This window comes from Citrobacter sedlakii, from assembly GCF_018128425.1.
GTDB lineage: Bacteria > Pseudomonadota > Gammaproteobacteria > Enterobacterales > Enterobacteriaceae > Citrobacter_A > Citrobacter_A sedlakii.
Window position 1 is genome coordinate 3,917,056 of sequence record NZ_CP071070.1, and the last position, 24,224, is coordinate 3,941,279.

Consider the following 24,224-nt stretch of genomic DNA (forward strand, 5'->3'; position numbering starts at 1 on the left):
CTATGTCAATCTATCATACAGAAATTAAATTACTGACAGCAGATATAAACCACTATCTTCCCTCTGGAGCATGGAGCCTACCTTATGAAGATCAGATCGTTTTCTCGTTCATTATTATGCGCTTCCCTTCTTGCACTATTGAGCGCCGGCGCCAGCGCGGCGGAAAAAGTGACGCTAAAACTGGCGCATAATCTCGAGCGTAGCCATGTCGTCCATCAGGCGTTTGAAGAGCTGGCAAAAGAGGTGAAACAACTTTCTGACGGTAAAATGACGGTGCGTATTTACCCCAGCAGCCAAATGGGCAATGCCCGCGAAACAATGGAACTGCTACAAAATGGCGCGCTGGATATGACAAAAGGTTCCGCCAGCGATCTGGAATCTTTTGATAACGTCTACGCAATTTATAATTTGCCTTTCTTATTTAAAGATCAGAATCATTTCAATAAAGTGGTATTTGGCGAAGTCGGTAAAGAAATTATGGATTCCACTAAAGACAAAGGATTCTTTGCCCTTTCCGCCTATGTTGCCGGTACGCGTAGCTTTTACGCCAAAAAACCCATTACCCGGCCTGAAGACCTGAAAGGTTTAAAAATCCGCGTTCAGGCCAGCCCGACGACCATTAAAATGATCGAGCTGATGGGCGGTTCGCCCACGCCCATCTCCTTTGGGGAAGTTTATACCGCCATGCAACAAGGGGTGGTAGATGGCGCGGAGAACAACGTGCCTTCCTGGGTACAGACGCGTCACATTGAAATCGCCAAAGTGTTTTCTGAGGACGAGCATGCCTCTATTCCTGATTTTCTGGTGATCTCAACGAAAACCTGGGAAAAGCTCACGCCTGAACAGCAGCAGATCCTGAGTACCGCAGCGAAAAACTCTGAAGCTCACCAGCAAAAACTGTGGGACAAGATCGACGCCGATACCCGCGCGCAAGCGAAAGCCATGGGCGGCGAAATCATAAAAGTCGAGAAAGCCCCGTTCCGTGCAGCGGTACAGCCCCTGTTTGATGACTTCAAGAAAGATTCCAGGCAAGCCGCGCTGCTGGAAAAATTTGAAAACGCCGCGCAATAACCACTCTTCCGGGCCAGCCGCTGGCCCGGCACACCGGGATTTTAATGATGATATTTAACCGCCTAAAACTTGCGGTAGACCGCCTCATTGCCGCATTTTCCGTCATCGTCATGATTGCGCTGGTGATCTGCGTGGTCTGGCAGGTTTTTAGCCGCTATGTGCTCAACCAGCCCAGCACGTTAACCGATGAACTGGCGCGCTTTTTAATGATTTGGGTTGGCCTGTTGGGCGCGGCCTATACGGTCGGCGCACAGCGCCACCTGTCAATTGACCTGCTGGCGATGTCGCTCGACAAACGCAAGCAGGCCCTGCTTAGCCTGCTGATCAACGTGATGATTTTCGGCTTCGCCGGATCCGTCATCGTTACCGGTGGCCTGAAGCTGATCGAGAAAACGCTGGCGACAGCGCAGGTGTCTGCGGCGATGCAGATCCCGATGGGCTACGTGTACTTTATCCTGCCGCTGTGCGGCGTGGTGATGATGTTCTATGCCCTGTGCTTTATTTATCAAAGCCTTCAACAACTGAAAAACGGTACGCAGGGAGTCGTCTGATGGACAGTTATATCGCTCTCACCCTCTTTGGCTGCTTCTTTATTCTGGTCTTTATTGGCGTTCCGATTTCCTTTTCCATCGGCATTGCCACCGTCGCCTCGATGCTGTTGATGTTCCCGTGGGATATCGCCGTTATCACTGTTTCACAGCGACTGGCAAACGGCCTGGATAACTTTGCGCTGCTGGCCATTCCCTTCTTTATTTTCGCCGGTACGCTGATGAACAGCGGTGGCATCGCCATCCGCCTGATCAATCTGGCGCAGGTGATGGTGGGCCGGGTGCCGGGATCGCTTGGCCATGTCAACGTACTGGCCAACATGATGTTTGGCTCCATTTCGGGTTCAGCGGTAGCCGCTGCCGCCGCAGTGGGCGGTACGCTTAACCCGATCCAGACAAAACAAGGTTACGATCCCACGTTTTCCACCGCGGTGAACGTCTCCTCCTGTATCACCGGACTGTTGATCCCACCTTCCAATGTGCTGATCGTCTTTTCACTTACCGCAGGCGGCGTTTCGGTGGCCTCGCTGTTTATGGCGGGTTATTTGCCGGGCATTCTGATGGGACTGGCGATCATGGTGGTCTGCGCGATCATCGCCAAACGCCGCCATTATCCGCTTTCAGAACGCCCAACCTGCGCTCAGGCCTTCAGGGCATTGATTGACGCTCTGCCCAGCCTACTGCTGGTGATTATCGTTATGGGCGGCATTCTCGGCGGGATTTTTACCGCGACGGAAGCCTCTGCCATTGCGGTGGTGTATACCTTTATCCTGTCGGTGCTGATTTATCGTGAAGTGAAATGGCGTGACCTGCCGAAGCTGATTCTGGAGTCAGTGGTGACGACCTCGATCGTCCTGCTCCTGATTGGCTTCTCGGTCGGGATGTCATGGGCGATGACCAACGCGGACATTCCGTACATGATCAGCGACACGCTGATGGGCATTTCGGACAATCCGATCATCATTCTGCTGTTAATCAATATCGTGTTGCTGATCGTCGGTATCTTTATGGATATGACGCCCGCCGTACTGATCTTCACGCCCATCTTCCTGCCTATCGCGCAGGAGCTGGGAATGGATCCGGTTCATTTCGGTATTATGATGGTTTCCAACCTCTGTATCGGGTTGCTTACGCCACCGGTGGGAAGCGCGCTGTTTGTCGGCTGTTCCATTTCCGGCGTGAAGATTCAGCAGCTGATTCGGCCACTGCTGCCGTTTTACGCCGCGCTGCTGATCGCGCTGATGATGATCGTCTACATCCCGCAAATTTCGCTGTTCGTGCCGCAACTGCTGGGTTTAATGTAAACACGAAAAGCCGGGTGAGGCAGGACCTTCACCCGGCAAGCGCCTGATGGCGCTACGCTTCTCTGGGCTACAACGACACGTAGCCGCCCTGCGCTATTAGTACTGATTAAACATCGTCTGGATTTGCTTCGGATCTTTAGTCTGGGTTAACGCCAGTTGCAGCAGCACGCGCGCTTTCTGCGGGTTCAGCGTACCGGAAGCCACAAAACCGTACTTCGCGTCGTCGATTTCTGCATCCTGAGTGGTAGAACCGGTCGGAACGCGAGAAGAACGCACCACTACCGTACCTTTATGCGCCGCCGTCGCCAGGGTATCGAAAACCGTTTTATACAGGTTGCCGTTACCCACGCCCGCGCTCACAATCCCTTCATAACCGGCATCCACCAGCGCTTTAGCCGGCAGGTCAGAAGCGTTGGCGTAGTTATACACAATGCCTACTTTCGGCAGTTCGCTCAGCTTAGAGACGTCGAATGGGGTAGATGTCGTGTGCTTACGCGCCGGGGTGCGCTGATAGTCAATTTTACCGTTGTGAATGTAGCCCAGCGGCCCGTAGTTAACGGACTTAAAGGTGGCGACATCGGTGGTGTTAGTCTTGGTCACGTCACGCCCGTCAAGCACAGTATCGTTCATCACCACCAGCACGCCGCGGTTAGCGGAGGCTTTGTCTGCCGCCGTTACGACCGCATTATAAAGGTTGAACGGACCGTCGGCGCTCATCGACGTGGATGGACGCATCGCCCCCACCAGCACCACCGGCTTGTTGCATTTCACGGTAAGATCGAGGAAATAGGCCGTTTCTTCCATGGTGTCGGTACCGTGGGTGATCACGAAACCATCGGTGCTGTCGCATTCGTTATTGATTTTCTTCGCCAGGGTTAACCAGACCTCGTCGTTCATATCCTGCGAGCCGATATTCACCACCTGTTCGCCTTTGACGTTCGCGATCTCCTTCAACTGAGGTACCGCGTTCACCAGGTTTTCCACACCGACTTTGCCCGCTGTGTAGTTAGATTTGGTGGCGGAATCACCGCCGCCAGCAATGGTGCCACCGGTCGCTAAAATAGTGACGTTCGGTAAGGCCAGCGCCGCGCCGCTAAAGCCCATCACCAGTGCGGCAAGTGCCGTTTTCCTAAAAAACTCCATGTTATTTCTCCAGTTACGTGAATTTGCCGCATTATCCCAATGCCACAGATGAATAATGTGATTTCATCCAATTAACCAGATAAATATATTTTTCAGATTGTTAAATTTAGAGGTGGCTATCAAAACGAAGCGGAAAGGGAAGATAAAACGGCACAGAGACGATCTGTGCCATTGTTTTTTAAGAAAGAATTATTTCAGGCTGCTGACCAGCGCCTTGCGGTTGTCTTCCAGGGTGACCACACGGCTACAAACATCTTTGCCGAACTGCTGGAAGTCTTTTTCCTGATTCTTCCATTCATTCTGGATGGCGGTTTGCAAACCACCGAGGCTGCCGAGTACGCCCTGGAGCGGATTACCGCCGCCTTTGAGCACGGCTTTCGCCCCCATCTCGTTAATGCTGTCCTGCAAAATGCCGCCCATCGCCTGGTTCACCAGTTGCTGGCCGTCGGCGCGCACTTGATCGATCGCTTTATAGTGGAACGTCAGACCGTCGGTACGGTGCTCAATGATCCGGTTCATTTGCTCTTTAAGCTGAGCATCAAGTTTGGTCAGGCGACCGCGCATGTTGCTGCTCTCGCCGACTTCTTTAGCAATAATGTTGTCCAGCGCGACGCGGCCTTTTTCCACGCGTGAGCGGGCGCCTTCATCAATCCACGGCAGGGTGCTGCGCAGCGCCGCCTGATAATCTTTCGCCTGTTCGCGTTGCGCCGCGCTCAGGGAGTATTGCTTGCCGTTGTACATCACATTGCCGTCCGGCGTGATGACCAGATTGCCGTTTTCGCCCTTCACTTGCACAGTTTGCGGGCTAAGAATCACATCGTCACGCGGCGTGACGCTGCACTGGTAATCTGCATGGGCGGACATCGCAGTAACAGAAAGCGCTGCCGCCAGCAGCATTTTGCGCATCATAACTTTCCCTCAAGACAAATCGGGCCGGCATTTGCCGACCCTTTGCTTTATTAGTCCCACCAAACGTCAAAAAGTTCGCTGGTGCGCACTTCTTCAAGTTTGTGATCTTCTAACCATTTACGCACGATGGTCTGGTGCTCTTCCGTGCATTTGCCGATTTCCTGCATGCAGATCAGACCTTCCCAGGCCAGATAACCGCTGCCGTCAAAGGCCAGTTTGTTCGGTTCGATCACGTCGTTGATAAAGTCATCAACGGTTTTATCAATCTGATCTTCAGAAGTGCCTTCCGGGAAACGCCATGCAACCGAAAACCCTAATTCCTGGAATTCGTCGATGTGCATTTTTTTACGCAGACGACGGCTACGGTTCTTTGCCATTATTTCACCCTCTCGAACATTAAGTCCCATACGCCGTGACCAAGACGATGGCCACGTTGTTCAAATTTGGTTACCGGGCGCGAAGCCGGGCGCGGTACGTAATCGTGACTCTCCGACAGGTTTTTATAGCCGTCAATTGAAGACATCACTTCCAGCATATGTTCCGCATAGGCTTCCCAGTCGGTCGCCATGTGGAACACGCCGCCCAGCTTCAGCTTGCTTTTCACCAGTTCAGCAAACGGCACCTGAACGATACGGCGTTTATTATGACGTGCTTTATGCCACGGGTCAGGGAAAAAGAGTTGAACCATCGATAAAGAATTGTCAGGAATCATTTTGTGCAGTACTTCAACGGCGTCGTGACACATCACGCGCAGGTTTTCGACGCCTTCTTCATGGGCGGAAGCCAGACACGCCCCCACGCCCGGCGAATGCACTTCAATACCGAGGAAGTTTTGCTCCGGGCGCGCTTTCGCCATCGCCACCAGCGAAGCCCCCATGCCGAAACCAATCTCAAGCGTCACCGGCGCTTCGCGGCCAAACAGCGTCGCGAATTCCACGGGATCTTCGCTAAACTCAACGCCCATCACCGGCCAGTAGTTTTCCAGCGCGTGTTCCTGCCCTTTGGTCAGTCGCCCCTGGCGACGCACAAAACTGCGAATCCGGCGCAGCGGGCGGCCGTTTTCATCAAATTCCGGTGAAATGACGTCGTTTTTCATAAAAGTTAAGTCTGCTTGTGATTGAGTTCTGAAAACGGGCATTATCCAAAGTTAGTTGCCGGATGCAAGTAAAGGAAGATGACACGCTGCGGAAAGTTCCGGTTTACACCCTGTTGCCGCTGTGCTGCAATCTGGCCCCCGACAATAATGATTTTGGTGACCATGCAAGCGTCTCAATTTTCAGCCCAGGTTCTGGACTGGTACGACAAATACGGGCGAAAAACCCTGCCCTGGCAAATTGACAAGACGCCTTACAAAGTATGGCTCTCGGAAGTGATGTTGCAACAAACGCAGGTTGCGACGGTTATTCCCTATTTTGAACGGTTTATGCGTCATTTCCCGACTGTGACCGATCTCGCTAACGCGCCGCTGGACGAAGTGTTGCATCTGTGGACCGGACTGGGCTACTACGCCCGCGCGCGCAACCTGCACAAAGCCGCTCAGCAGGTCGCCACGCTGCACCGCGGCGTCTTTCCGGAAACGTTTGATGAGGTCGCGGCGCTGCCCGGCGTTGGCCGTTCCACCGCCGGAGCGGTACTTTCTCTGTCACTGGATAAACCTTTTCCGATTCTCGACGGCAACGTCAAACGCGTGCTGGCACGCTGCTATGCTGTTAGCGGCTGGCCGGGGAAAAAAGAGGTCGAGAAAAAACTGTGGGATCTGAGCGAAGACGTGACGCCGGTCAACGGCGTGGCCCGTTTTAACCAGGCGATGATGGATTTAGGCGCGATGGTCTGCACGCGCTCAAAACCGAAATGTACGATTTGTCCGCTACAGCACGGTTGCGTAGCGGCGGCCACCGACAGTTGGTCGCGTTATCCCGGGAAAAAACCGAAACAAACGCTGCCCGAGCGTACCGGCTATTTTTTACTGATGCAGCATCAAGATGAAGTCTTACTCACCCAGCGTCCACCCAGCGGACTGTGGGGTGGGCTGTACTGCTTCCCGCAGTTTGCCAACGAAACAGAATTACGCGAGTGGCTGGCGCAACGGCAGGTTAACGCGGATACTTTGACCCAGCTTAACGCGTTTCGCCATACCTTCAGCCATTTCCACTTAGATATTGTGCCTATGTGGCTGAGCGTGTCCTCAACGGGTTCCTGCATGGATGAAGGCAGCGCGCTCTGGTATAACTTAGCGCAACCGCCGTCCGTTGGTCTGGCGGCTCCCGTGGAGCGTTTATTACAGCAGTTACGCACCGGCGCGCCGGTTTGACGCATCGGTCGATAAAGAGGATTTGTTATGAGCAGAACGATTTTTTGCACTTTCCTGCAGCGTGAAGCAGAAGGCCAGGATTTCCAGCTGTACCCGGGCGAACTGGGGAAACGCATTTATAACGAGATTTCAAAAGAGGCATGGGCGCAGTGGCAACACAAGCAGACCATGCTGATCAACGAAAAGAAACTCAACATGATGAACGTCGAGCACCGCAAACTGCTGGAGCAGGAAATGGTCAACTTCCTGTTTGAAGGCAAAGACGTGCATATCGAAGGGTATACGCCGGAAGACGGTAAATAATGCGTTGCCGGATAGCGCCGCGCTTATCCGGCCCGGACATCATGCCGTCTCCAGGACGAGAATCCTGCGGCGAAATGGCATAACGACAAACACAACACGCACTCCCGGAATGATGAAAAAATTACTCGCGCTTGCCGTTATTGCGCCGTTGCTCATCTCCTGTTCCAGCTCGACCAAAAAAGGCGATTCTTATAACGAAGCCTGGGTCAAGGATACCAACGGTTTTGACATTTTGATGGGGCAGTTTGCCCATAACATTGAAAACTTGTGGGGCTATCAGGAAGTGCTGATTGCCGGTCCGAAGGACTATGTAAAGTATACCGATCAGTATCAGACCCGCAGCCATATTAACTTCGACGCCGGTACGATTACCGTTGAAACCATTGCCGGAACAGATCCCGCCGCGCATTTGCGTCGCGCAATCATAAAAACGCTGCTGATGGGCGACGATCCGAGTTCGGTCGATCTGTACTCGGATGTGGATGACATCCAGATCTCCCGTGAGCCGTTCCTGTATGGCCAGGTACTGGATAACACGGGTCAACCGATCCGCTGGGAAGGCCGCGCCACCCAATTCGCCGATTACCTGTTACAAACGCGCCTGCAAAGCCGCAGCAATGGGATCCGCAAAATCTTCAGCGTAACGATCAATCTGGTGCCGAATCACCTGGATAAACGTGCGCACAAATACCTTGGTATGGTGCGCAAAGCGTCGCACAAATATGGCGTTGACGAGTCGCTGATTCTGGCGATTATGCAGACTGAGTCGTCATTTAACCCTTATGCAGTGAGCCGCTCCGACGCCCTGGGCCTGATGCAGGTTGTGCAGCACACCGCAGGCAAAGATGTCTTCCGCTCCCAGGGGCGTTCCGGAACGCCAAGCCGCAGCTATCTGTTTGATCCGGCAAGTAACATTGATACCGGGACGGCCTATCTGGCAATGCTCAGCAATGTTTACCTGGGCGGCATCGACAACCCGACTTCCCGACGCTATGCGGTGATCACCGCCTATAACGGCGGCGCGGGTAGCGTCCTGCGCGTCTTCTCAAACGATAAAGTTCAGGCGGCGAATATTATTAACAGTATGACGCCAGGAGATGTCTACCAGACCCTGACCACCCGCCACCCGTCGTCGGAATCGCGTCGCTACCTTTATAAAGTGAACTCCGCGCAGAAATCCTACCGTCGTCAGTAATCCCCTCTGCCCGCCCGGCAAATTTGCCGGGCGGGCAGCTTCAGAATGTTAACTTCGTCACTCTTTTGCATTGCAAAAAGATATTGTTTGCAATTATTTGTCACAGCTAACAAAAAACCAGCCGTAGTCGTTGATAGAATTACATCATATTGAAACGGCAAATGTGCCAATTGGAACATTCAATCGCCTTTTGGTGTGAGGAAATTAACATGAATCTTAAGCTGCAGCTGAAAATACTCTCTTTTCTGCAGTTCTGCCTGTGGGGTAGCTGGCTGACGACGCTCGGTTCCTATATGTTTGTCACCCTCAAATTTGACGGTGCTTCCATTGGCGCGGTGTATAGCTCGCTGGGGATCGCGGCAGTCTTTATGCCGACGCTACTGGGGATCGTTGCCGACAAATGGCTGAGCGCGAAATGGGTTTACGCCCTCTGTCATATCGTCGGGGCGGCAACGCTATTTATGGCCGCGGAAGTTACCACGCCGGGCGCGATGTTCTTTGTGATCCTGCTGAACTCGCTGGCCTACATGCCGACGCTCGGTCTGATCAACACCATTTCCTATTATCGTCTCCAGTCTGCGGGGATGGACATCGTCACCGACTTCCCGCCAATCCGCATCTGGGGCACCATCGGGTTTATCATGGCGATGTGGGGCGTGAGCTTCTCCGGCTTTGAACTGAGCCATATGCAGCTGTACATTGGCGCAGCGCTGTCGGTACTGCTGGTGCTGTTCACCCTGACGCTGCCGCATATTCCGGTTGCAAATCAGCAGAAGAACCAGAGCTGGTCCTCCATGCTGGGTCTGGACGCGTTTGCGCTGTTCAAAAACAAGCGTATGGCGATCTTCTTTATCTTCTCCATGATGCTGGGCGCGGAGCTGCAAATTACCAATATGTTCGGGAATACCTTCCTGCACAGCTTTGATAACAACCCGCTGTTCTCCGGAAGCTTTATCGTTGAACACGCGTCGGTGATGATGTCGATTTCGCAGATCTCCGAAACGTTGTTCATCCTGACCATTCCGTTCTTCCTTAGCCGCTACGGCATCAAAAACGTTATGCTGATCAGTATTGTAGCGTGGATGCTGCGCTTCGGTCTGTTCGCCTACGGTGACCCGACGCCGTTCGGTACCGTGCTGCTGGTTCTGTCGATGATTGTGTACGGCTGCGCCTTCGACTTTTTCAACATCTCCGGTTCGGTGTTTGTGGAAAAAGAGGTTCGCCCGGAAATCCGCGCCAGCGCGCAGGGCATGTTCCTGATGATGACCAACGGCTTCGGTTGTATTCTCGGCGGCGTGGTAAGCGGAAAAGTGGTGGAGCATTACACCCTGAACGGCATTACCGACTGGCAAACCGTGTGGCTGATCTTCGCGGGCTACTCACTGGTGCTGGCCTTCGCCTTCGTGGCGCTGTTTAAGTACAAGCACGTTCGCGTACCGACGGGTACGCAGTCTGTGGCGCATTAATCCGATTGCCGGATGGCGTTCGCCATCCGGCCTGGACGCGGCGTTACTTCAACACGTAGCCATACAGCCGCTTAATGCCATCGGCGTCTTTTTCACTGTAAACTCCCTGTAATTCCGGCGAGAAGCCCGGCAGCATATTCACCCCTTCTTCCAGCGCCAGGAAATAGCGCTGTACCGCGCCGCCCCACACTTCACCGGGCACCACGCACAGCACGCCCGGCGGATACGGCAGTGCGCCTTCTGCGGCAATACGCCCTTCGGCATCGCTAATGCGTACCAACTCAACGTCGCCGCGAATAAAGGCGCTGTTGGCATCCTGTGGGTTCATTGCCACTTTCGGCAGGCTTTCCTGACGGAACATTGCCTTTTGCAACTCTTTGACGTTAAAGCTGACATACACATCGTGCATTTCCTGACACAACTCGCGCAGCGTGTAATCGCGGTAGCGCACGGGATATTTGTTGAAGATGGTCGGCAGTACGTCCGCAAGCGGCGTGTCGTCTTCGATATGCTGTTCAAACTGGGCCAGCATCGCCACCAGGTGGGCCATTTTCTCTGCGCTTTCGGCAGGCGTCAGCAGAAACAGGATGGAGTTGAGATCGCATTTTTCCGGCACAATGCCGTTTTCCCGCAGGTAGTGGGCGAGTATCGTCGCCGGAATGCCAAAGTCGGTATAGCGTCCGGTTTCGGCATCAATGCCCGGCGTTGTGAGCAGCAGCTTACACGGATCGACAAAATACTGGTCATCGGCATAGCCTGTAAATCCGTGCCATTTGGCGCCCGGCTCAAAGCTGAAGAAACGTCGCTCGCGGGCAATCCGTTCCGTCGGATAATCCTGCCAGGCTTTGCCGTCCACCACGGGCGGGATAAACGGCTGGAGCAGTTTACAGCTGGCGAGGATGGCTTTACGCGCTTCAATTCCCAGTTCTACGCACTCCGCCCACAGTCGTCGGCCGCTCTCCCCTTCATGGATTTTGGCGTTCACATCCAGGGCGGCAAACAGTGGATAAAACGGGCTGGTGGACGCATGCAGCATAAACGCGTTGTTTAGTCGCTTATGCGGACAAAAACGCGCCTGACCACGAAGGTGGTTATCTTTTTTATGGATTTGTGAAGTCTGCGAGAACCCGGCCTGCTGCTTGTGTACCGACTGGGTGACGAAAATACCCGGATCGTTTTCATTCAGTTCCAGCAGCAGCGGTGAACCGTCCGCCATCATCGGGATAAACTGCTCGTAGCCCACCCAGGCGGAATCAAACAAAATGTAGTCGCACAGATGGCCGATGTTGTCGATCACCTGTCGGGCGTTATAGATGGTGCCGTCATAGGTGCCAAGCTGGATAATCGCCAGGCGAAACGGACGCGGCGCCCCGGCTTTGTGCGGCGCTACGCGACGAATCTGCGCACGCAGGTAGTCTTCATTAAAACAGTGATTATCGATCCCGCCGATAAAACCAAACGGATTGCGCGCCGCTTCCAGATACACCGGCGTCGCCCCGGCCTGGATCAGCGCCCCATGATGGTTTGACTTGTGGTTATTACGGTCGAACAGCACCAGATCGCCACGGGTCAACAGCGCATTCGTTACCACTTTATTGGCCGCCGACGTGCCGTTCAGCACAAAGTAGGTTTTATCGGCGTGAAACACTTTTGCCGCAAACTTTTGCGCATGTTTTGCCGATCCTTCGTGGATCAGCAGATCGCCGAGCTTAACGTCGGCGTTACACATGTCCGCGCGGAAAACGTTCTCGCCAAAGAAGTCATAAAAATGCCGCCCGGCCGGATGCTTTTTAAAAAACGCGCCATGCTGATGACCCGGACAGGCAAAGGTGCTGTTGCCCATTTCCACATACTGCGTCAGGGTGTCGTAAAAGGGCGGCAGGAGATTTTCTTCATACTGGCAGGCAGCGGCTTCCAGCTCAAGCCACTCCTGCGCATTGCCGCTGATGATTGCCTGCACGCCTGCTGGCGTATCGGTTTTCTCATCACTCAGGATAAATACCGGCAGATGGAATCCCGTACGCTTAAGCAGCGCCAGAATGCCGCTACGGCTGTCGGCGATAGTCAGCACGACGGCGGCCACATCGGTAAAGTCGGTGCTGTCCAGCGCGACTACGCCACGGTGAGTAGATAAACGCGAAACCAGTTCACTACTGGCGGCAATGTTCATAGATTTCATAAGCGCAAAAACCCGTTTCGGGAGAAAAAAGTCCCGGACAAGGCGTATCGCCCTGTCCCACGAGATGTTGGGTCAAACTGGTCACCAGCTCCGACCGCCAGACATCAGTAAAAGCAGACCGTTTCTGATCTTACTGTTGTCCCGCGTGAGCATGCGCTACCCTCACCGCATGGTGAGTAAAGGAAAGGGAGTAACGAGAAGGGGCACGCATCGCACCAGACGGCGATGATGATAAAGGCGATGTGAAGACGCGACATTCATCCCATGCGGCCCCAACAGACTGGAGAAAATTCGCGCAATGATGGCACCTTTACCCGGCAGGCGCAAGATCAAATCTCTATGCACACAGGCCACGGATAAACAAGCATTAAAGGTGAGAACCAGGTCATAATAATGCACTCTGACAAAATATTTAGCAGGAGCTAACGTGGTAATCGGACCTTTCATTAACGCCAGCGCAGTGTTGCTCGGCGGCGTTATCGGTGCCCTTCTCAGCCAACGTTTACCGGAACGGATTCGTGTCTCAATGACGTCGATTTTCGGCCTGGCGTCGCTTGGCATTGGTATTTTACTGGTGGTCAAATGCGCCAATCTGCCGGTCATGGTTCTGGCAACGCTGATCGGCGCACTGATAGGCGAGTTTTGCTATCTGGAAAAAGGCATCAACAATGCGGTGGCGAAAGCGCAGGCGCTCTTTTCAAGGCCGGGGAAAAAACAACCACATGAGTCGTTTATTCAGAACTTTGTCGCCATTATTGTTCTGTTTTGCGCCAGCGGCACCGGCATTTTCGGTGCGATGCGCGAAGGGATGACCGGCGATCCCAGTATCCTGATTGCCAAATCTTTTCTCGATTTTTTTACGGCGATGATTTTCGCCTGCTCGCTCGGTATTGCCGTGTCGGCCATTTCGGCGCCAATGCTGTTAATCCAGCTGTCGCTGGCAGCCTGCGCGGCGCTGATCCTGCCGCTCACCACGCCAGCGATGATGGCAGACTTCAGTGCCGTTGGCGGATTACTGCTGGTCGCCACCGGTTTGCGCATCTGCGGCATCAAGATGTTCGCAGTGGTCAATATGCTCCCTGCCCTACTGCTGGCAATGCCGCTTTCCGCCGCCTGGACGGCATTTTTCGCCTGAGAATGCGTGCAATAACAGCAAAGTGGTGATAGATTGTGCAGTCTGCGTTGATTTGAAGAAATTTCGTTGACGAAACGAGGCGGATCGGTTTTAATGCGCCCCGTTGCCCGGATAGCTCAGTCGGTAGAGCAGGGGATTGAAAATCCCCGTGTCCTTGGTTCGATTCCGAGTCCGGGCACCACCTTTCCTTTTTTATGCTTCCTTATAAATCCCCATGTGTTTGTGATTCAATGAGTTAGCGTAAAAATCTTTCCAGATGCGTTTTGATTTATCCCTACGTATCCGGAAAATTGTGGGTCAGATTGAGGGTTCATTCAGTTCGATGAATGGAGAGACCCTCATGTTGACTGACAGTAAAATCCGCGCCGCGAAACCCCTCGCAAAATCCTATAAACTCACCGATGCACAAGGTCTGTACCTGACGGTATCCACCAGTGGCTCTAAGCTGTGGTATTTCCGCTACCGTTTTGAAGGTAAGGAAAATCGTCTGGCCTTCGGCCCCTATCCACAGGTTACGCTGGCGGAAGCTCGCGAAAAGCGCGATGCGGCGCGTAAGCTGCTGGTATCCGGTATTTGCCCTTCCCTGCCCCGCAAAGCGGAAAAAGCCGCCGTTGACGGCACACGCACCTTTCAGTACATCGCCACCGCGTGGCACACCAGTTGCCTTAAGCTGTGGTCAGAAGACCACGCGGACAAGATCCTGACCTGCCTGAAACGCTACGTCTTCCCCGATATTGGCGCAATGGACATTACGAAGGTTGAAACCCGCCATCTGGCACAGCTTGTAAAATCCATCGATGATAAGGGCGTGCATGACGTTGCCGGGCGGGTGCGCCAGCACCTGACCAAAATCATGCGTCACGCCGTACAACAGGGAACGATTAAATATAATCCGGCTTACGATCTGGATGGCGTCGTGACCCCTGTTGTGACCCAACATCACCCCGCCCTGCCCCTGAAACGCCTGCCAGAGCTGCTGGACAAGATCAATGGCTACAAAGGGCGGGAACTGACCCGTCTGGCGCTGGAACTGAATCTGCACGTTTTCCTGCGCTCCAGTGAGCTACGCCTCGCCCGCTGGGATGAGTTCAACCTGAAAGCCCGTATCTGGACGGTGCCAGATATCGCCGTATATATATCGATCTGCGCCAGCTTAAGCCTTTTAAGCCCTTTGGCCTTTTCCGGTCTGGCGCTGTTACCCTTAACCGCCCTTTACCATTATCCGGCCTTTTTCCTTTTGTTGGCACAATCATCAGCAAAAAAGCCGTAATGTGCAGCAGAAACTTATTAATAGGCTAACCCGTTCATAAGGGGAGTTATTAAGAGGAAAGCGTATTAATAATTTTGGCCCCAAAATTATTTGTATGAAAACCTATCAATACCCGAGATTAATAGGAAATCACCCAAAATTATTTGAGGGCAAATAATTTTGTACGAAAACCGATGGATAACTCGATCTTTTCAAGGCAACGGCTATCAGTCAGTAGCCCTTCGCCCATAAACCTGCGCCACATACCGCCCGCGCCCGTCACCGTGACCCAAATCCATCGCCGTCATTGCCAGCGTTTCTTTCTCACAAAATCCCTGTGCCAAGTAATAACGAATGGCATCCTGTGCCCACGCATAGCGCAGCGAATGTGGGGAATATGCGCCAGTTAAGCCGAGACGCGACGCCTGACTGTGCCAGTATTTCATTGCGCTTTTCAGATCCGGCTTATCTATCAGCCTGCCGTGGCGATCTTCTGCCACAGCCAGCGCATTATCCAGCGCTTTTTTGACAGCGACGGCATCAAGAATCATCGCCTCTCGAGGCCGCCCGCCTTTGGTGCCGAACACCACGGTTAAGCGAGTGTCACCACGATCCAGCGCCTGCTTCCACGTTCTTAATGACTGCGCACTTTGCACCGCCTCCTGCGAACGCAGTCCCATCAGTCTTGAGAGTTCCAGCGCTGCCGCCATCCCCGGATCTTTTACGCGGGCGTTCTCCAGTACGTCACGATAGTGCTCCGGCGTAATAGCCAGCTTCGTACCGTTACGGGATGCGCCAGACAGACCAAGAGAACGGTTGTTCAGTCGCTCACTCTGCGCCAGCCTGTCACGCCCGGCCTGTTTCAGAATGCAGCGCATCGCCGCCATCTCGTTTTGCAGGGAACGCTTCGTAATACCCTGCGCCAGTCGTTCACGAATATAGCCCTCAATATGCCTTGCTTTTAACTGCTCCACCCGGCGGATCTGCACATTCTGCGCCAGAACCAGACGCTCACAAAACCGCTGCGCCAGCTTAATGCGATCGTGAACGGTTTTATGACTACCGCCTGCCTGCTGCGCAAGCCGCTTCATTTCCTGCTCCAGAATCCCCATATTTTCCCTTTTTCATTATTGCCGCAAAATCATCCCAAAAACCCAACACTGATACAGCTTTCCCCGGCGCGTAGGCCGATAGCCCCTGTTTTTTTGTCGGGGCTGCGAACGATACCTGAGCGCCGGGGCGGCAGCCGTTGAGGTGTGGTGGGGCTTCGGTTGTGCTCTCTGAGCAGCCGCCCGCGTTAGCGGGTTATCCCCCGGATCGTCCTGATCCCCCTCCGGTATCGGTTCATGTTCTCCTTATTGGTCAAATGGCCTGAAAAGGCGGTGTCAGGATCCAGCCGTGGGCTGGCGCAGTTGAGTTTTCTGCTGCAGGTCGAAAAGGCTGAGTGCGTCACTTTCCCGCTCTGCGCGGTTAAAGTGACGCACTGGTCTGGTGCAGTGTTGAAACGTTGCGTTTCTGGTGCAGTTTTACGGCCACGCAGCAGCAAAGCCTGCTGTCTTTGCAGACCGCAGCCCGTAAAGGTAAAAGGCGCTGAGGGTGTCAGCAGAACAGGTTAGCCGGGAGAATTCCGGCGCGGTGCAGATTCAGACCAGCAGGCTGGCGCAGTAAAAGACGTATCGTGTTAAAACTCGGGCCTCCGTCGCGATGTTCTGCGACCCGGTGTTTGCAGAGGTCTGCACCGGTAAACGGACCAACCATCCTGATAACAGGCGCTTCTTGCAGGTTGTGAAGCGTGGCGCTGTCAACGACAGCATAGGGCAAGGGGGAGACTAGGCCAGTACCGCTGGCGCAGAAAGGAAAAACTGTTTTTGCGTCAAAAAGATTATTTGCGAGCCTGCACTGTCGCGCTTCGCTTGCCTTCTCCCGATCTTCTGACAGCAAAGCCATCAGAAGATCGGGAGAGATGATTTAGCAATTTTCAGGCTTACGGTAGCGGGAAGGCCAGATTTGCTCTGGCGCAGTACCCAACGCATCGGCGATCAGCCTTTCACCTTTGGGCCAGCGGCGGGTAAGGGCGTTTGCAAGCGTGGAGGAGGCCAGCCCGGATTTGCGGGAAACGGCGGACAGCGACGTCCCCTGCTTTTTCAGCGCCGCGATAATATCAGCGGAATGCCAGTCCGGTTGCTTCATGCCGTCACCTCGTCGATAAACGTCACGCCGTCAGCGGTGCGCAGCCAGCGCGGGGCCTTCATCTCTGCCGCGAAGTAGTTGATCAGGTCGTACAGCAGATAACTCAGCTGTTTCTCCTTTTCAGAAGAAAATCCCTGCTCCGCCAGCGTCTGCGTCAGGGCGAGGCAGTAGCGACAAAGCTCGGTGCATTCCGGCCCAAACTCGGGGGAATTCGCCGGGAGGGTATCGACGGTCAGGCTTTCAATAAGATGAGGCGGGACGGGTTCTAGCAGCGTGGGCTGGAGGAGCGCCAGAGCGGCGTTGAGTCTGCCGCAGAGCGCCATTTTCAGCGTGGGATCGTCGTTTTCAATCAGGGTTTCGGCGAAGTTTTCGCAGTGGCTGGCAAGGACGGTAAAGTCCGTGGCGGCATTGAAAGGAACAGCAAGTAACGGATGTGTCTGGATTGGGGTAGTAGCCATAATGGCAGCCTCGTTGATTGGGTTTTGCAAACCTCACCAGACCGCTGTCAAACGGGGTGGTGAGACGTAACAGGGTTGACAGACCGGCATCAACGAAACCGGCGAGCGCGAACGCTCCCCCGCTACGCCCCACCATAATATGGGCGTATGAAGGACACAAAAAAAACCGCACTACGGAAAATGGCGGCTGTCCGCGTTGATAGTCAGGCTGTCAAACCCGGCACCTGAACTGGCAGGTACGGGTAAAAGATACCGCGTTTGGCGGTTAACAGCAAGTGAGGTTATGGAAGGCAGATCGCAAACAGAAAAACTGTCTTTAAATTATACGACCATCTCAAAATAGATGATTATCAATAAATTAGCGTGGCATCAAATTATGCTTCTCAATTCGTTATTAACATAAACCCTCCTTTGCATGTTAATAATTCCGGAGTAAATGATGTCTGTAGAAAACCGTTCGAAGCTGCTTCGTATGACCATCCGCAACATAGGATGTATAGGCAATGAAGGTGTCGATATTGCGCTTGATAATATTGTTTGTTTGGTAGGAAAAAACAATGCCGGTAAGTCTACTGTTCTCAGAGCCTATGAGTTAGCCAAAGGAAGCGTGTCATTTGATCCCGCGCATGACCGACACCAACACGCTCAACCAGATCAGCCCTCTGAAGTACTTCTCGAAGTACATATTCCCCAGAGCATTGGGAACGTTGATGAAAAATGGAAACAGGAGAGAGGCGGGTTTCTTGTTGTAAAAAGCCGCTGGCAATGGTGCGCGCCTGATTTTCAGAAAGTCCGTACCACATGGGATCCCACCGGAGGCGATGGAGAACAGGGCTGCTGGGCCGAGGATACTAAAGCTGGCGGTGCCGATCCGGTATTTACCTCCAGACTTCCCAGACCACTACGGATTGGCTCACTCGAAGATGCGGCAAAAACGGAAGAACTATTACTTAAACTTGCGCTGTCTCCTCTGTTCACGGAACTGGAAAAAGCCCGGAGCAATCCGGCATCCGATCTGGCAAAAGCGATTGAGAGTGTTTCCTCCAGTATGAATGCTCTCAGCGAGCAGCATCAGGAACATTTCAATGGTATTGCGGGTAAGGTCTCGACGGGATTCAAAAGTATTTTTCCCCGACTGGATGTTAGCCTTAACGTGTGTGCGGCACCGCTTGTTCCAAAAGTTGACGAACTTATTAAAAATGGTTCGAGTTTAAGAATTTCGGATGGAAGAGCTGATACCGATTTGGTTCAGCAGGGAACAGGGGCTCGCAGAGCGTTATTCTGGGCAATGCTTCAGGTCCATAATGAGCTTAATCGCGATAAAGAGGTACGGAGCGACTATCGCAAATGCCTCGAAAAAGAGATAAAAGATCTCACAAAAAAGATCGCACAACTTAAGGGAAAAGAACCGGGGCCATTGGCAGAAAAGCTGGCTCAGGCCAAGGCATTACTCGAAGCACATGATAGTGGCGCGCCAATCCCGGACAGCCCGGAAGATCCTGCCTTTCCTGGCTACCTGCTATTAATCGATGAACCAGAAAATGCTTTACACCCTATGGCTGCCCGAGCGGCTCAGCGCCATTTATACCAACTGGCAAAAAACCCGGACTGGCAGGTCATTCTGACTACCCATTCGCCTTATTTTATCAATCCGTTTGAAGACCACACCACCATTGTGCGCTTAGATAGGGAAAGAGATGATGACCAGTCTCCGGTAACGCCGAGAACCTATCGCTCAGACCTGATTGAATTTGAAGGCGATGATAAACAGCGGCTTCAGGCATTGCAGCATATCGACCCCAGCTTTTCTGAGGTCTTTTTTGGTTCACATCCTGTATTGGTTGAAGGCGATACGGAACATGCTGCGTTTATGGCGTCCATTATAGAGCGCAATCATGCGCTGATGGATCAGGTAGCTATCATTCGCGCTCGGGGAAAAGCCATACTGGTGCCGCTGATAAAAGTGCTTACGCATTTCAAAATTGATTTCAGTCTGGTGCATGACGCCGATTCACCGCAGAAATCGAACGGTACCAAAAATGGTATGTGGACAGAAAACGAAAAAATCAAAAATGCCATTCGACAGGCCAGAAGTGAAGGGCTTACGGTTCGCCACCGCGTCAGTGTTCCTGACTTTGAACGTTTTCTGGGCGGAGACGAAGCGTCGAAAGATAAACCACTAAATGCTTATCTGCAAATTACTCAGGACGAAGGCCTAGCTACTGGCGTACAGGGCTTATTAACTGCACTCCTATCATCCGAACAGCATTCTCCTTTTGAAACCATCAGGGATACCGATGACTACATGCGACAATTAGTGGAGCAAGTTACCAGTTGGGCAGAGCAGCACGGTAGACAAGAAGATCCCAGATTCAGACGCAATGCTGAACCGCTAAACGCTGAAGCCTGATACAGAAACCGACAGGGTCGTTCTTCATAGAGACCCTGTCATTAATTATACTAATGTAGACATATTTTTGCTGACATCAATAAGCTTGTATACCTTGATAAATATGGTTTAAAATAAAATCACATCAATTAAAAATATCAGTCCAGGAGAATCAATGTCTGTTGCCGCACTGGCCCGCCAGCGGGTTCACCGCATGAAGCGGGGCATTCCCTTTTCCATCAGCGGATTTTACTCGCTGGGAAGTCGTGCGTCGGTACAACAGGCAATGAGTCGTCTGGTCAAAGAAGGTCTGCTGGTACGGGTTGAACGCGGTTTCTACTCCCGACCAAAACCATTGAAAAATCTTCCATCCGTAAACGTCGTCGCCAGCGCCAACGATGTTGCCACGGCTTGGGCAAAAGAGCGTGGTTACAAAATCACCCTTCAGGGGCTGGAAGCCGCTTACAGGCTGGGGCTGCAAACGCAGGCGCCGGTTAAACGCATCTACTGGTCAAACGGCCCTACGCGAGAATTCCGCGTCGGCAATGAGCGGGTACGGATCCAGCATAAATCAGCAAGTCGGTTACGTTGGCTGAACCGGCCCGAAGGAGAGCTGATGCGCGGTTTGCTAAGTTTGGATCAGGAACATACCCCGCCGGAAATGCTGAAGAATGCTTTTCATCGGCTGAGCGTCCCGTCCGCTAAAGCGCGGCAGATTGCCGGAAAGTTGATGAATGAGCCTGCGCTTCACGCGTGGCGCTCGCAGCTTATGACGTTACAAAAGGCGCTCGATGAACATTTTTGATTACTATCGGAGCGCATCGCAACGCCGCGAGCTTCAGGAAATCCTCTCTTACGCGGCACAGCAGCATCCCTCCGGGCTGGAAGCCAGCTTTCTGGAAAAGGATCTCTGGGTAACAGAGATCCTTCGGTTACTTTTTAATGAGGAGTTGCTGGGAGATTTATCTGTCGCGTTTAAAGGTGGAACGGCGTTAAGCAAATGCTGGAACGTGATTGAGCGTTTTTCTGAAGATATCGATCTCTCTGTTCACTGGGCCGATCTGGCGGGTCACTCAGAACAGGAAGAACAGCAAGCGTGGGAGCAAAGCACGCTGAATAACAGCCAGAATCGCCGGTTCAGAGATCAGCAGCAAGAGCGTTTAATCGCGTGGACAAGCGCGTTGGTAGAACGGTTAAACCAACGCTTTCAGGCTTATAAAATTCCGGGCCTTGAAGCGAAAATGGAACCCGACAGCGGTGGCGAGAAAATAGACATCAGTTTCCCACGGGTGAAAGCAGACAGCATGGCCTATCAACGCGATCATATTTTGCTGGAGTTTGGCGGACGAAATCGTGGCAAGCCAACCAATCTGATACCAGTTGTGAGCTATCTGTCCGGGATTGCAGGCATGGATGCACTCCAGTTACCCGCTGCGACCGTAAACGCTTATGACACCGGTTATATTCTTTGGGAAAAACTGACGGCGCTACACCAGTTCTGTACGCAAACCAAAGCGCCAAATCCGGCCCGACTGGCACGCCACTGGTATGATGTGGATTGTCTGCTGCGTAATCATTTCGCCAGCCCCTATGAAACGCTGGAAGCCGTGCGCAATGTGGTTGAGATGAAGCAACGCCGCTGGCCCGTGCCGGGCGTGGATTTTACTCAGGCCATTATCGGAAACCTGCAACTGTTGCCTGACGATGCTGAACGGTTCGCCGCGATCGCCGGGGATCATCAAACGGCGGTGGAAGGGGGAATGTTCTTTCGTGAGCCTGACGGATTTGCTGACATTGCCGATCGTCTTCGCCATGCACAAGATGAAATCAATCGTTTTATGCGTGGTTCACAGGTATAACCTAGTCCTGCCATTTGATCCCCCCAGCCATATGGCATAATCCTTTTGAATAACAGGGTTTTTATGCTTGTACTCCAGCCCATTCGCGGTATCATTTTACGATCTCTCTTCCAGTTTTATGCTTACCGCCTTTGCCGATAGTTGAACAATGCCGGGAAGCGTTATCAGCGATTAAGGACACGGAATGGGTTTCTGGTTATTCGTTATTGCACTGGCTGTTATCTGGCTTCTTTTTTCCAAAAAGAAAAAATCCCCCTCCCCCAAAACAAACAGCAAAAACAACACCTCAATAAATAACACGCCCCAACAAAAATCTCTCAATAAACCAATCAATAGCGCAGCAAGTATTCATTCTCAGGTCCCCGATGATGATGAACTGGCAACCTTTACTTTTGTGAATGGGCAAACGGTTGAATATAGCACCAGTCGTGAACAGCCGCGAGAAACCGCCGCCCGGCGTAATACTACGCCAGCGCGATGGGTCAAACCGGGAGAAAGCGTCACCCTTCAAAACGTCGTCATTAATCACGGTAATTTTTATTTCGGCGGGCGGTTAAAAACACATTCATCAGGAGAATATGGCTATCTTTATAACGATGGCTCCGACGCTTCGCTGGTTAATGACGCTTTCCCCATCGAACCCATTTCACGGCATTATTATGATGAGTCGCTGGGATACTGGCCCAGCTTCGCCACACTCTCCCCTCGCTGCCGTGGCGCCTATCTTGACTGGCTGGCAAGCGATCGCAGCGATGCGAGTTGCCCTGTTGGCTATGTTTTTATCTATTTTTATGGTATTGAACGCCGCGTACTGGCCGATGGCACACAAGAAGCCATTTCTGACGATGAATTCAAAGCATTATTCGAAGAGATATCGCGCCTGAGAACCATATTTCAGGCAAGCGGCTCCTTCCGGCATTATGCAACACAGTTGCTGGAAATGATGATCATTCTCAGACCGAAGTTACTTTCTATACATACCGAAAACGAATATTTCTCATCGAGGAGTTCATTACTTTTCAGATTAAATCTGGCGACGGTGGTCGATAAAGGACAACCTGTTTGTGCCGATCTGGCACTGGCATGGATACACTATTTTCCTGATTATACCCTGCGCACGCCTGCCCGTCGATGTCATTCTGAATTTTCCGCGTTATTCAAACAGCGTTATACCCAAAAATATGGTGACGGTATTGTCGTCAAACCCAATAAAACACGGTTGTATTTAAGTTATACCCCCGCCAGTGGTACGCTTCGGGAACTTCAGGTAAAAAAACAGATGGATCTTCCCGATCCCAGCGTTTTAAAAGCCCCAGTTCAGAAATTAATTCCTGTTGCAGAATCCTGTATCAATGCGCTGGATGCCTACAGTCGCTATCTCGGTAAAAAAGATGCCTCACCAAGTGATGTCGCCGCCATCATGTTGCTTCCCGATGAAATACTGACCGAAGATGCAGAACGTCTATTTGTTGAATTTAAACACTGGGCAGATGAGAAAATCCGTGCACATTCAGGACTGGCGACAGTAGCTGATTTCTGGGCCAGACTAGGTATGCCTGTACCGGATAAGATTAATAAGAAAGAAGCCGAGCTGATGCAAAATTTCGCCAGGCGAGCAGGCTACGGCATTGCGCCGGATATGCGCTATCACCTTGTCCGGCCAGAACCAGAAGGACATATTGTTTTATTTCCCGAAGGACATGCGGAATTCTACGTACCGTCGGCGAAATTTACATCAGTCTCTGTGGCGCTTCGGCTGGGCGCCATGATTGCACAAATGGACAAGAGCGTGGACGTTGCTGAACAGGCTGCGCTGGAGAGAACGATTAATCATAACGATGCGTTGTCACCAACAGAAAAACGTTCGCTGCACGCCTACCTCACCTGGCGGCTCAATACGCCTGCAAATCAGGCTGGCTTGAAAGGTAAAATTGAGCAACTCAGCGATAAAGATAAGTCCACTATTGGCAACGTGATTATTAGCGTCGCCTGCGCGGATGGAAAAATCGATCCGGCTGAAATTAAGCAACTGGAAAAAATCTACGCCAGCCTTGGTCTGGACAGCAGTACCGTCACCAGCGATATCCACCGTCTGTCAATCGCAGAAACAACGCCGACGGCTACGTTACAAACCCCATCAGCGACGAGCGGCGCGTTTTCTCTTGATGAACGGATCCTTGCCCGTCATGAGTCTGATACCACGGACGTACGCCAGTTACTGAACACCATCTTTACCGGAGATGAACCCGCAGATGAATCCCCGGCGGAGATCCCGCCACACGCTGGCGCAGGTCTTGATGAAGCACATCACCAGCTTTACCAACGTTTGCTGGAAAAAGAGCGCTGGGCGCGAAACGAAGTCGCTGAGCTATGCCAGCAATTTAATTTGATGCTAAGCGGCGCGATTGAAGCAATTAATGACTGGTCTTTCGAACAGGTTGACGCCCCGGTGCTTGATGATGACGATGATATTTACGTTGACCTGGAAATTGCACAAGAACTCAAAGGATAATTT

20 protein-coding genes, 1 tRNA gene and 1 pseudogene are annotated in these 24,224 nt (G+C 52.5%); 14 read left to right on the forward strand and 8 right to left on the reverse strand.

The genetic code is table 11. The features are described from left to right. Positions 1 to 84 precede the first annotated feature (84 nt). The 3 genes from JY391_RS18625 to JY391_RS18635 are packed head-to-tail and all read left to right on the forward strand — an operon-like array spanning position 85 to position 2,923. Entirely contained in the window at positions 85 to 1,071 is a 987-nt protein-coding gene (locus JY391_RS18625; protein ID WP_211934809.1) for a TRAP transporter substrate-binding protein, read from the forward strand. 47 nt (positions 1,072 to 1,118) lie between these two features. After that, positions 1,119 to 1,622, forward strand: a complete 504-nt coding sequence (locus JY391_RS18630; protein WP_211935820.1) for a TRAP transporter small permease — start codon at positions 1,119 to 1,121, stop codon at positions 1,620 to 1,622. Next, a complete protein-coding gene (locus JY391_RS18635; RefSeq protein ID WP_042290417.1) occupies positions 1,622 to 2,923 on the forward strand; it encodes a TRAP transporter large permease in 1,302 nt (433 codons plus the stop codon). The genes JY391_RS18630 and JY391_RS18635 overlap by 1 nt, the downstream gene beginning before the upstream one ends. A 96-nt stretch (positions 2,924 to 3,019) precedes the next feature. Here the strand turns inward: JY391_RS18635 and ansB are convergent, their stop codons facing one another. From ansB to trmB, 4 genes are all read right to left on the reverse strand, one after another. Further along, complete coding sequence (ansB, locus tag JY391_RS18640) at positions 3,020 to 4,066, reverse strand: L-asparaginase 2 (RefSeq protein WP_042290419.1); 1,047 nt, start codon at positions 4,064 to 4,066, stop codon at positions 3,020 to 3,022. Between the two features lie 189 nt (positions 4,067 to 4,255). Next, positions 4,256 to 4,975, reverse strand: coding sequence for a YggN family protein (locus JY391_RS18645; protein ID WP_042290421.1), 720 nt, complete (start codon positions 4,973 to 4,975; stop codon positions 4,256 to 4,258). A 50-nt stretch (positions 4,976 to 5,025) separates the two neighbouring features. Beyond that, complete coding sequence (locus tag JY391_RS18650) at positions 5,026 to 5,352, reverse strand: YggL family protein (protein ID WP_042290424.1); 327 nt, start codon at positions 5,350 to 5,352, stop codon at positions 5,026 to 5,028. After that, the gene (gene trmB, locus JY391_RS18655; RefSeq protein WP_042290426.1) at positions 5,352 to 6,071 is read right to left on the reverse strand and encodes a tRNA (guanosine(46)-N7)-methyltransferase TrmB; all 720 of its coding nucleotides are present in this window, start codon (positions 6,069 to 6,071) and stop codon (positions 5,352 to 5,354) included. The genes JY391_RS18650 and trmB overlap by 1 nt, the downstream gene beginning before the upstream one ends. 162 nt (positions 6,072 to 6,233) lie before the next feature. On the opposite strand from trmB, the gene mutY reads away from it, so the two are divergent. The 4 genes from mutY to JY391_RS18675 all read left to right on the forward strand — a co-directional run bounded on the left by mutY (position 6,234) and on the right by JY391_RS18675 (position 10,250). Next, positions 6,234 to 7,286, forward strand: coding sequence for an A/G-specific adenine glycosylase (gene mutY / locus JY391_RS18660; protein WP_042290473.1), 1,053 nt, complete (start codon positions 6,234 to 6,236; stop codon positions 7,284 to 7,286). Positions 7,287 to 7,313: 27 nt separating this feature from the next. Beyond that, positions 7,314 to 7,589, forward strand: a complete 276-nt coding sequence (locus JY391_RS18665; protein WP_060570797.1) for an oxidative damage protection protein — start codon at positions 7,314 to 7,316, stop codon at positions 7,587 to 7,589. Between the two features lie 112 nt (positions 7,590 to 7,701). After that, positions 7,702 to 8,784, forward strand: coding sequence for a membrane-bound lytic murein transglycosylase MltC (gene mltC, locus JY391_RS18670; protein WP_072015011.1), 1,083 nt, complete (start codon positions 7,702 to 7,704; stop codon positions 8,782 to 8,784). 209 nt (positions 8,785 to 8,993) lie between these two features. Then, positions 8,994 to 10,250, forward strand: a complete 1,257-nt coding sequence (locus JY391_RS18675; RefSeq protein ID WP_042290435.1) for a nucleoside permease — start codon at positions 8,994 to 8,996, stop codon at positions 10,248 to 10,250. A gap of 43 nt (positions 10,251 to 10,293) precedes the next feature. On the opposite strand, the gene JY391_RS18680 is transcribed toward JY391_RS18675, so the two are convergent. Then, entirely contained in the window at positions 10,294 to 12,429 is a 2,136-nt protein-coding gene (locus JY391_RS18680) for an ornithine decarboxylase (RefSeq protein ID WP_211934810.1), read from the reverse strand. A 427-nt stretch (positions 12,430 to 12,856) separates the two neighbouring features. Between JY391_RS18680 and JY391_RS18685 the strand changes: the two genes are divergently transcribed. The 3 genes and pseudogenes from JY391_RS18685 to JY391_RS18695 all read left to right on the forward strand — a co-directional run. Beyond that, positions 12,857 to 13,564, forward strand: a complete 708-nt coding sequence (locus JY391_RS18685) for a DUF554 domain-containing protein (RefSeq protein ID WP_042290438.1) — start codon at positions 12,857 to 12,859, stop codon at positions 13,562 to 13,564. A gap of 105 nt (positions 13,565 to 13,669) precedes the next feature. Further along, positions 13,670 to 13,745, forward strand: a tRNA-Phe gene (locus JY391_RS18690). Between the two features lie 159 nt (positions 13,746 to 13,904). Beyond that, a pseudogene (locus JY391_RS18695) lies at positions 13,905 to 14,684 on the forward strand (tyrosine-type recombinase/integrase); the annotation flags it as partial. A gap of 356 nt (positions 14,685 to 15,040) precedes the next feature. On the opposite strand, the gene JY391_RS18700 reads toward JY391_RS18695, so the two are convergent. From JY391_RS18700 to JY391_RS18710, 3 genes are all read right to left on the reverse strand, one after another. Then, on the reverse strand, positions 15,041 to 15,925 hold the full coding sequence (locus JY391_RS18700; RefSeq protein WP_211934811.1) for an integrase domain-containing protein: 885 nt from the start codon (positions 15,923 to 15,925) through the stop codon (positions 15,041 to 15,043). Between the two features lie 856 nt (positions 15,926 to 16,781). Next, positions 16,782 to 17,003, reverse strand: a complete 222-nt coding sequence (locus JY391_RS18705; RefSeq protein ID WP_211934812.1) for a helix-turn-helix domain-containing protein — start codon at positions 17,001 to 17,003, stop codon at positions 16,782 to 16,784. Beyond that, positions 17,000 to 17,461 carry a hypothetical protein gene (locus JY391_RS18710; protein ID WP_211934813.1) on the reverse strand — a complete coding sequence of 154 codons (462 nt, stop codon included), beginning with the start codon at positions 17,459 to 17,461 and terminating at the stop codon, positions 17,000 to 17,002. The genes JY391_RS18705 and JY391_RS18710 overlap by 4 nt, the downstream gene beginning before the upstream one ends. Positions 17,462 to 17,897: 436 nt before the next feature. Here JY391_RS18710 and JY391_RS18715 point away from each other — a divergent pair, with 436 nt between their 5' ends. The 4 genes from JY391_RS18715 (at position 17,898) to JY391_RS18730 (ending at position 24,221) form a co-directional block, all read left to right on the forward strand. Continuing rightward, complete coding sequence (locus tag JY391_RS18715) at positions 17,898 to 19,871, forward strand: ATP-dependent nuclease (protein WP_229264071.1); 1,974 nt, start codon at positions 17,898 to 17,900, stop codon at positions 19,869 to 19,871. 154 nt (positions 19,872 to 20,025) lie between these two features. After that, positions 20,026 to 20,655, forward strand: a complete 630-nt coding sequence (locus JY391_RS18720; RefSeq protein WP_211934814.1) for a DUF6088 family protein — start codon at positions 20,026 to 20,028, stop codon at positions 20,653 to 20,655. Next, positions 20,642 to 21,709, forward strand: coding sequence for a nucleotidyl transferase AbiEii/AbiGii toxin family protein (locus tag JY391_RS18725; protein WP_211934815.1), 1,068 nt, complete (start codon positions 20,642 to 20,644; stop codon positions 21,707 to 21,709). The genes JY391_RS18720 and JY391_RS18725 overlap by 14 nt, the downstream gene beginning before the upstream one ends. A 184-nt stretch (positions 21,710 to 21,893) precedes the next feature. After that, the gene (locus JY391_RS18730; RefSeq protein WP_211934816.1) at positions 21,894 to 24,221 is read left to right on the forward strand and encodes a tellurite resistance TerB family protein; all 2,328 of its coding nucleotides are present in this window, start codon (positions 21,894 to 21,896) and stop codon (positions 24,219 to 24,221) included. Positions 24,222 to 24,224 lie beyond the last annotated feature (3 nt).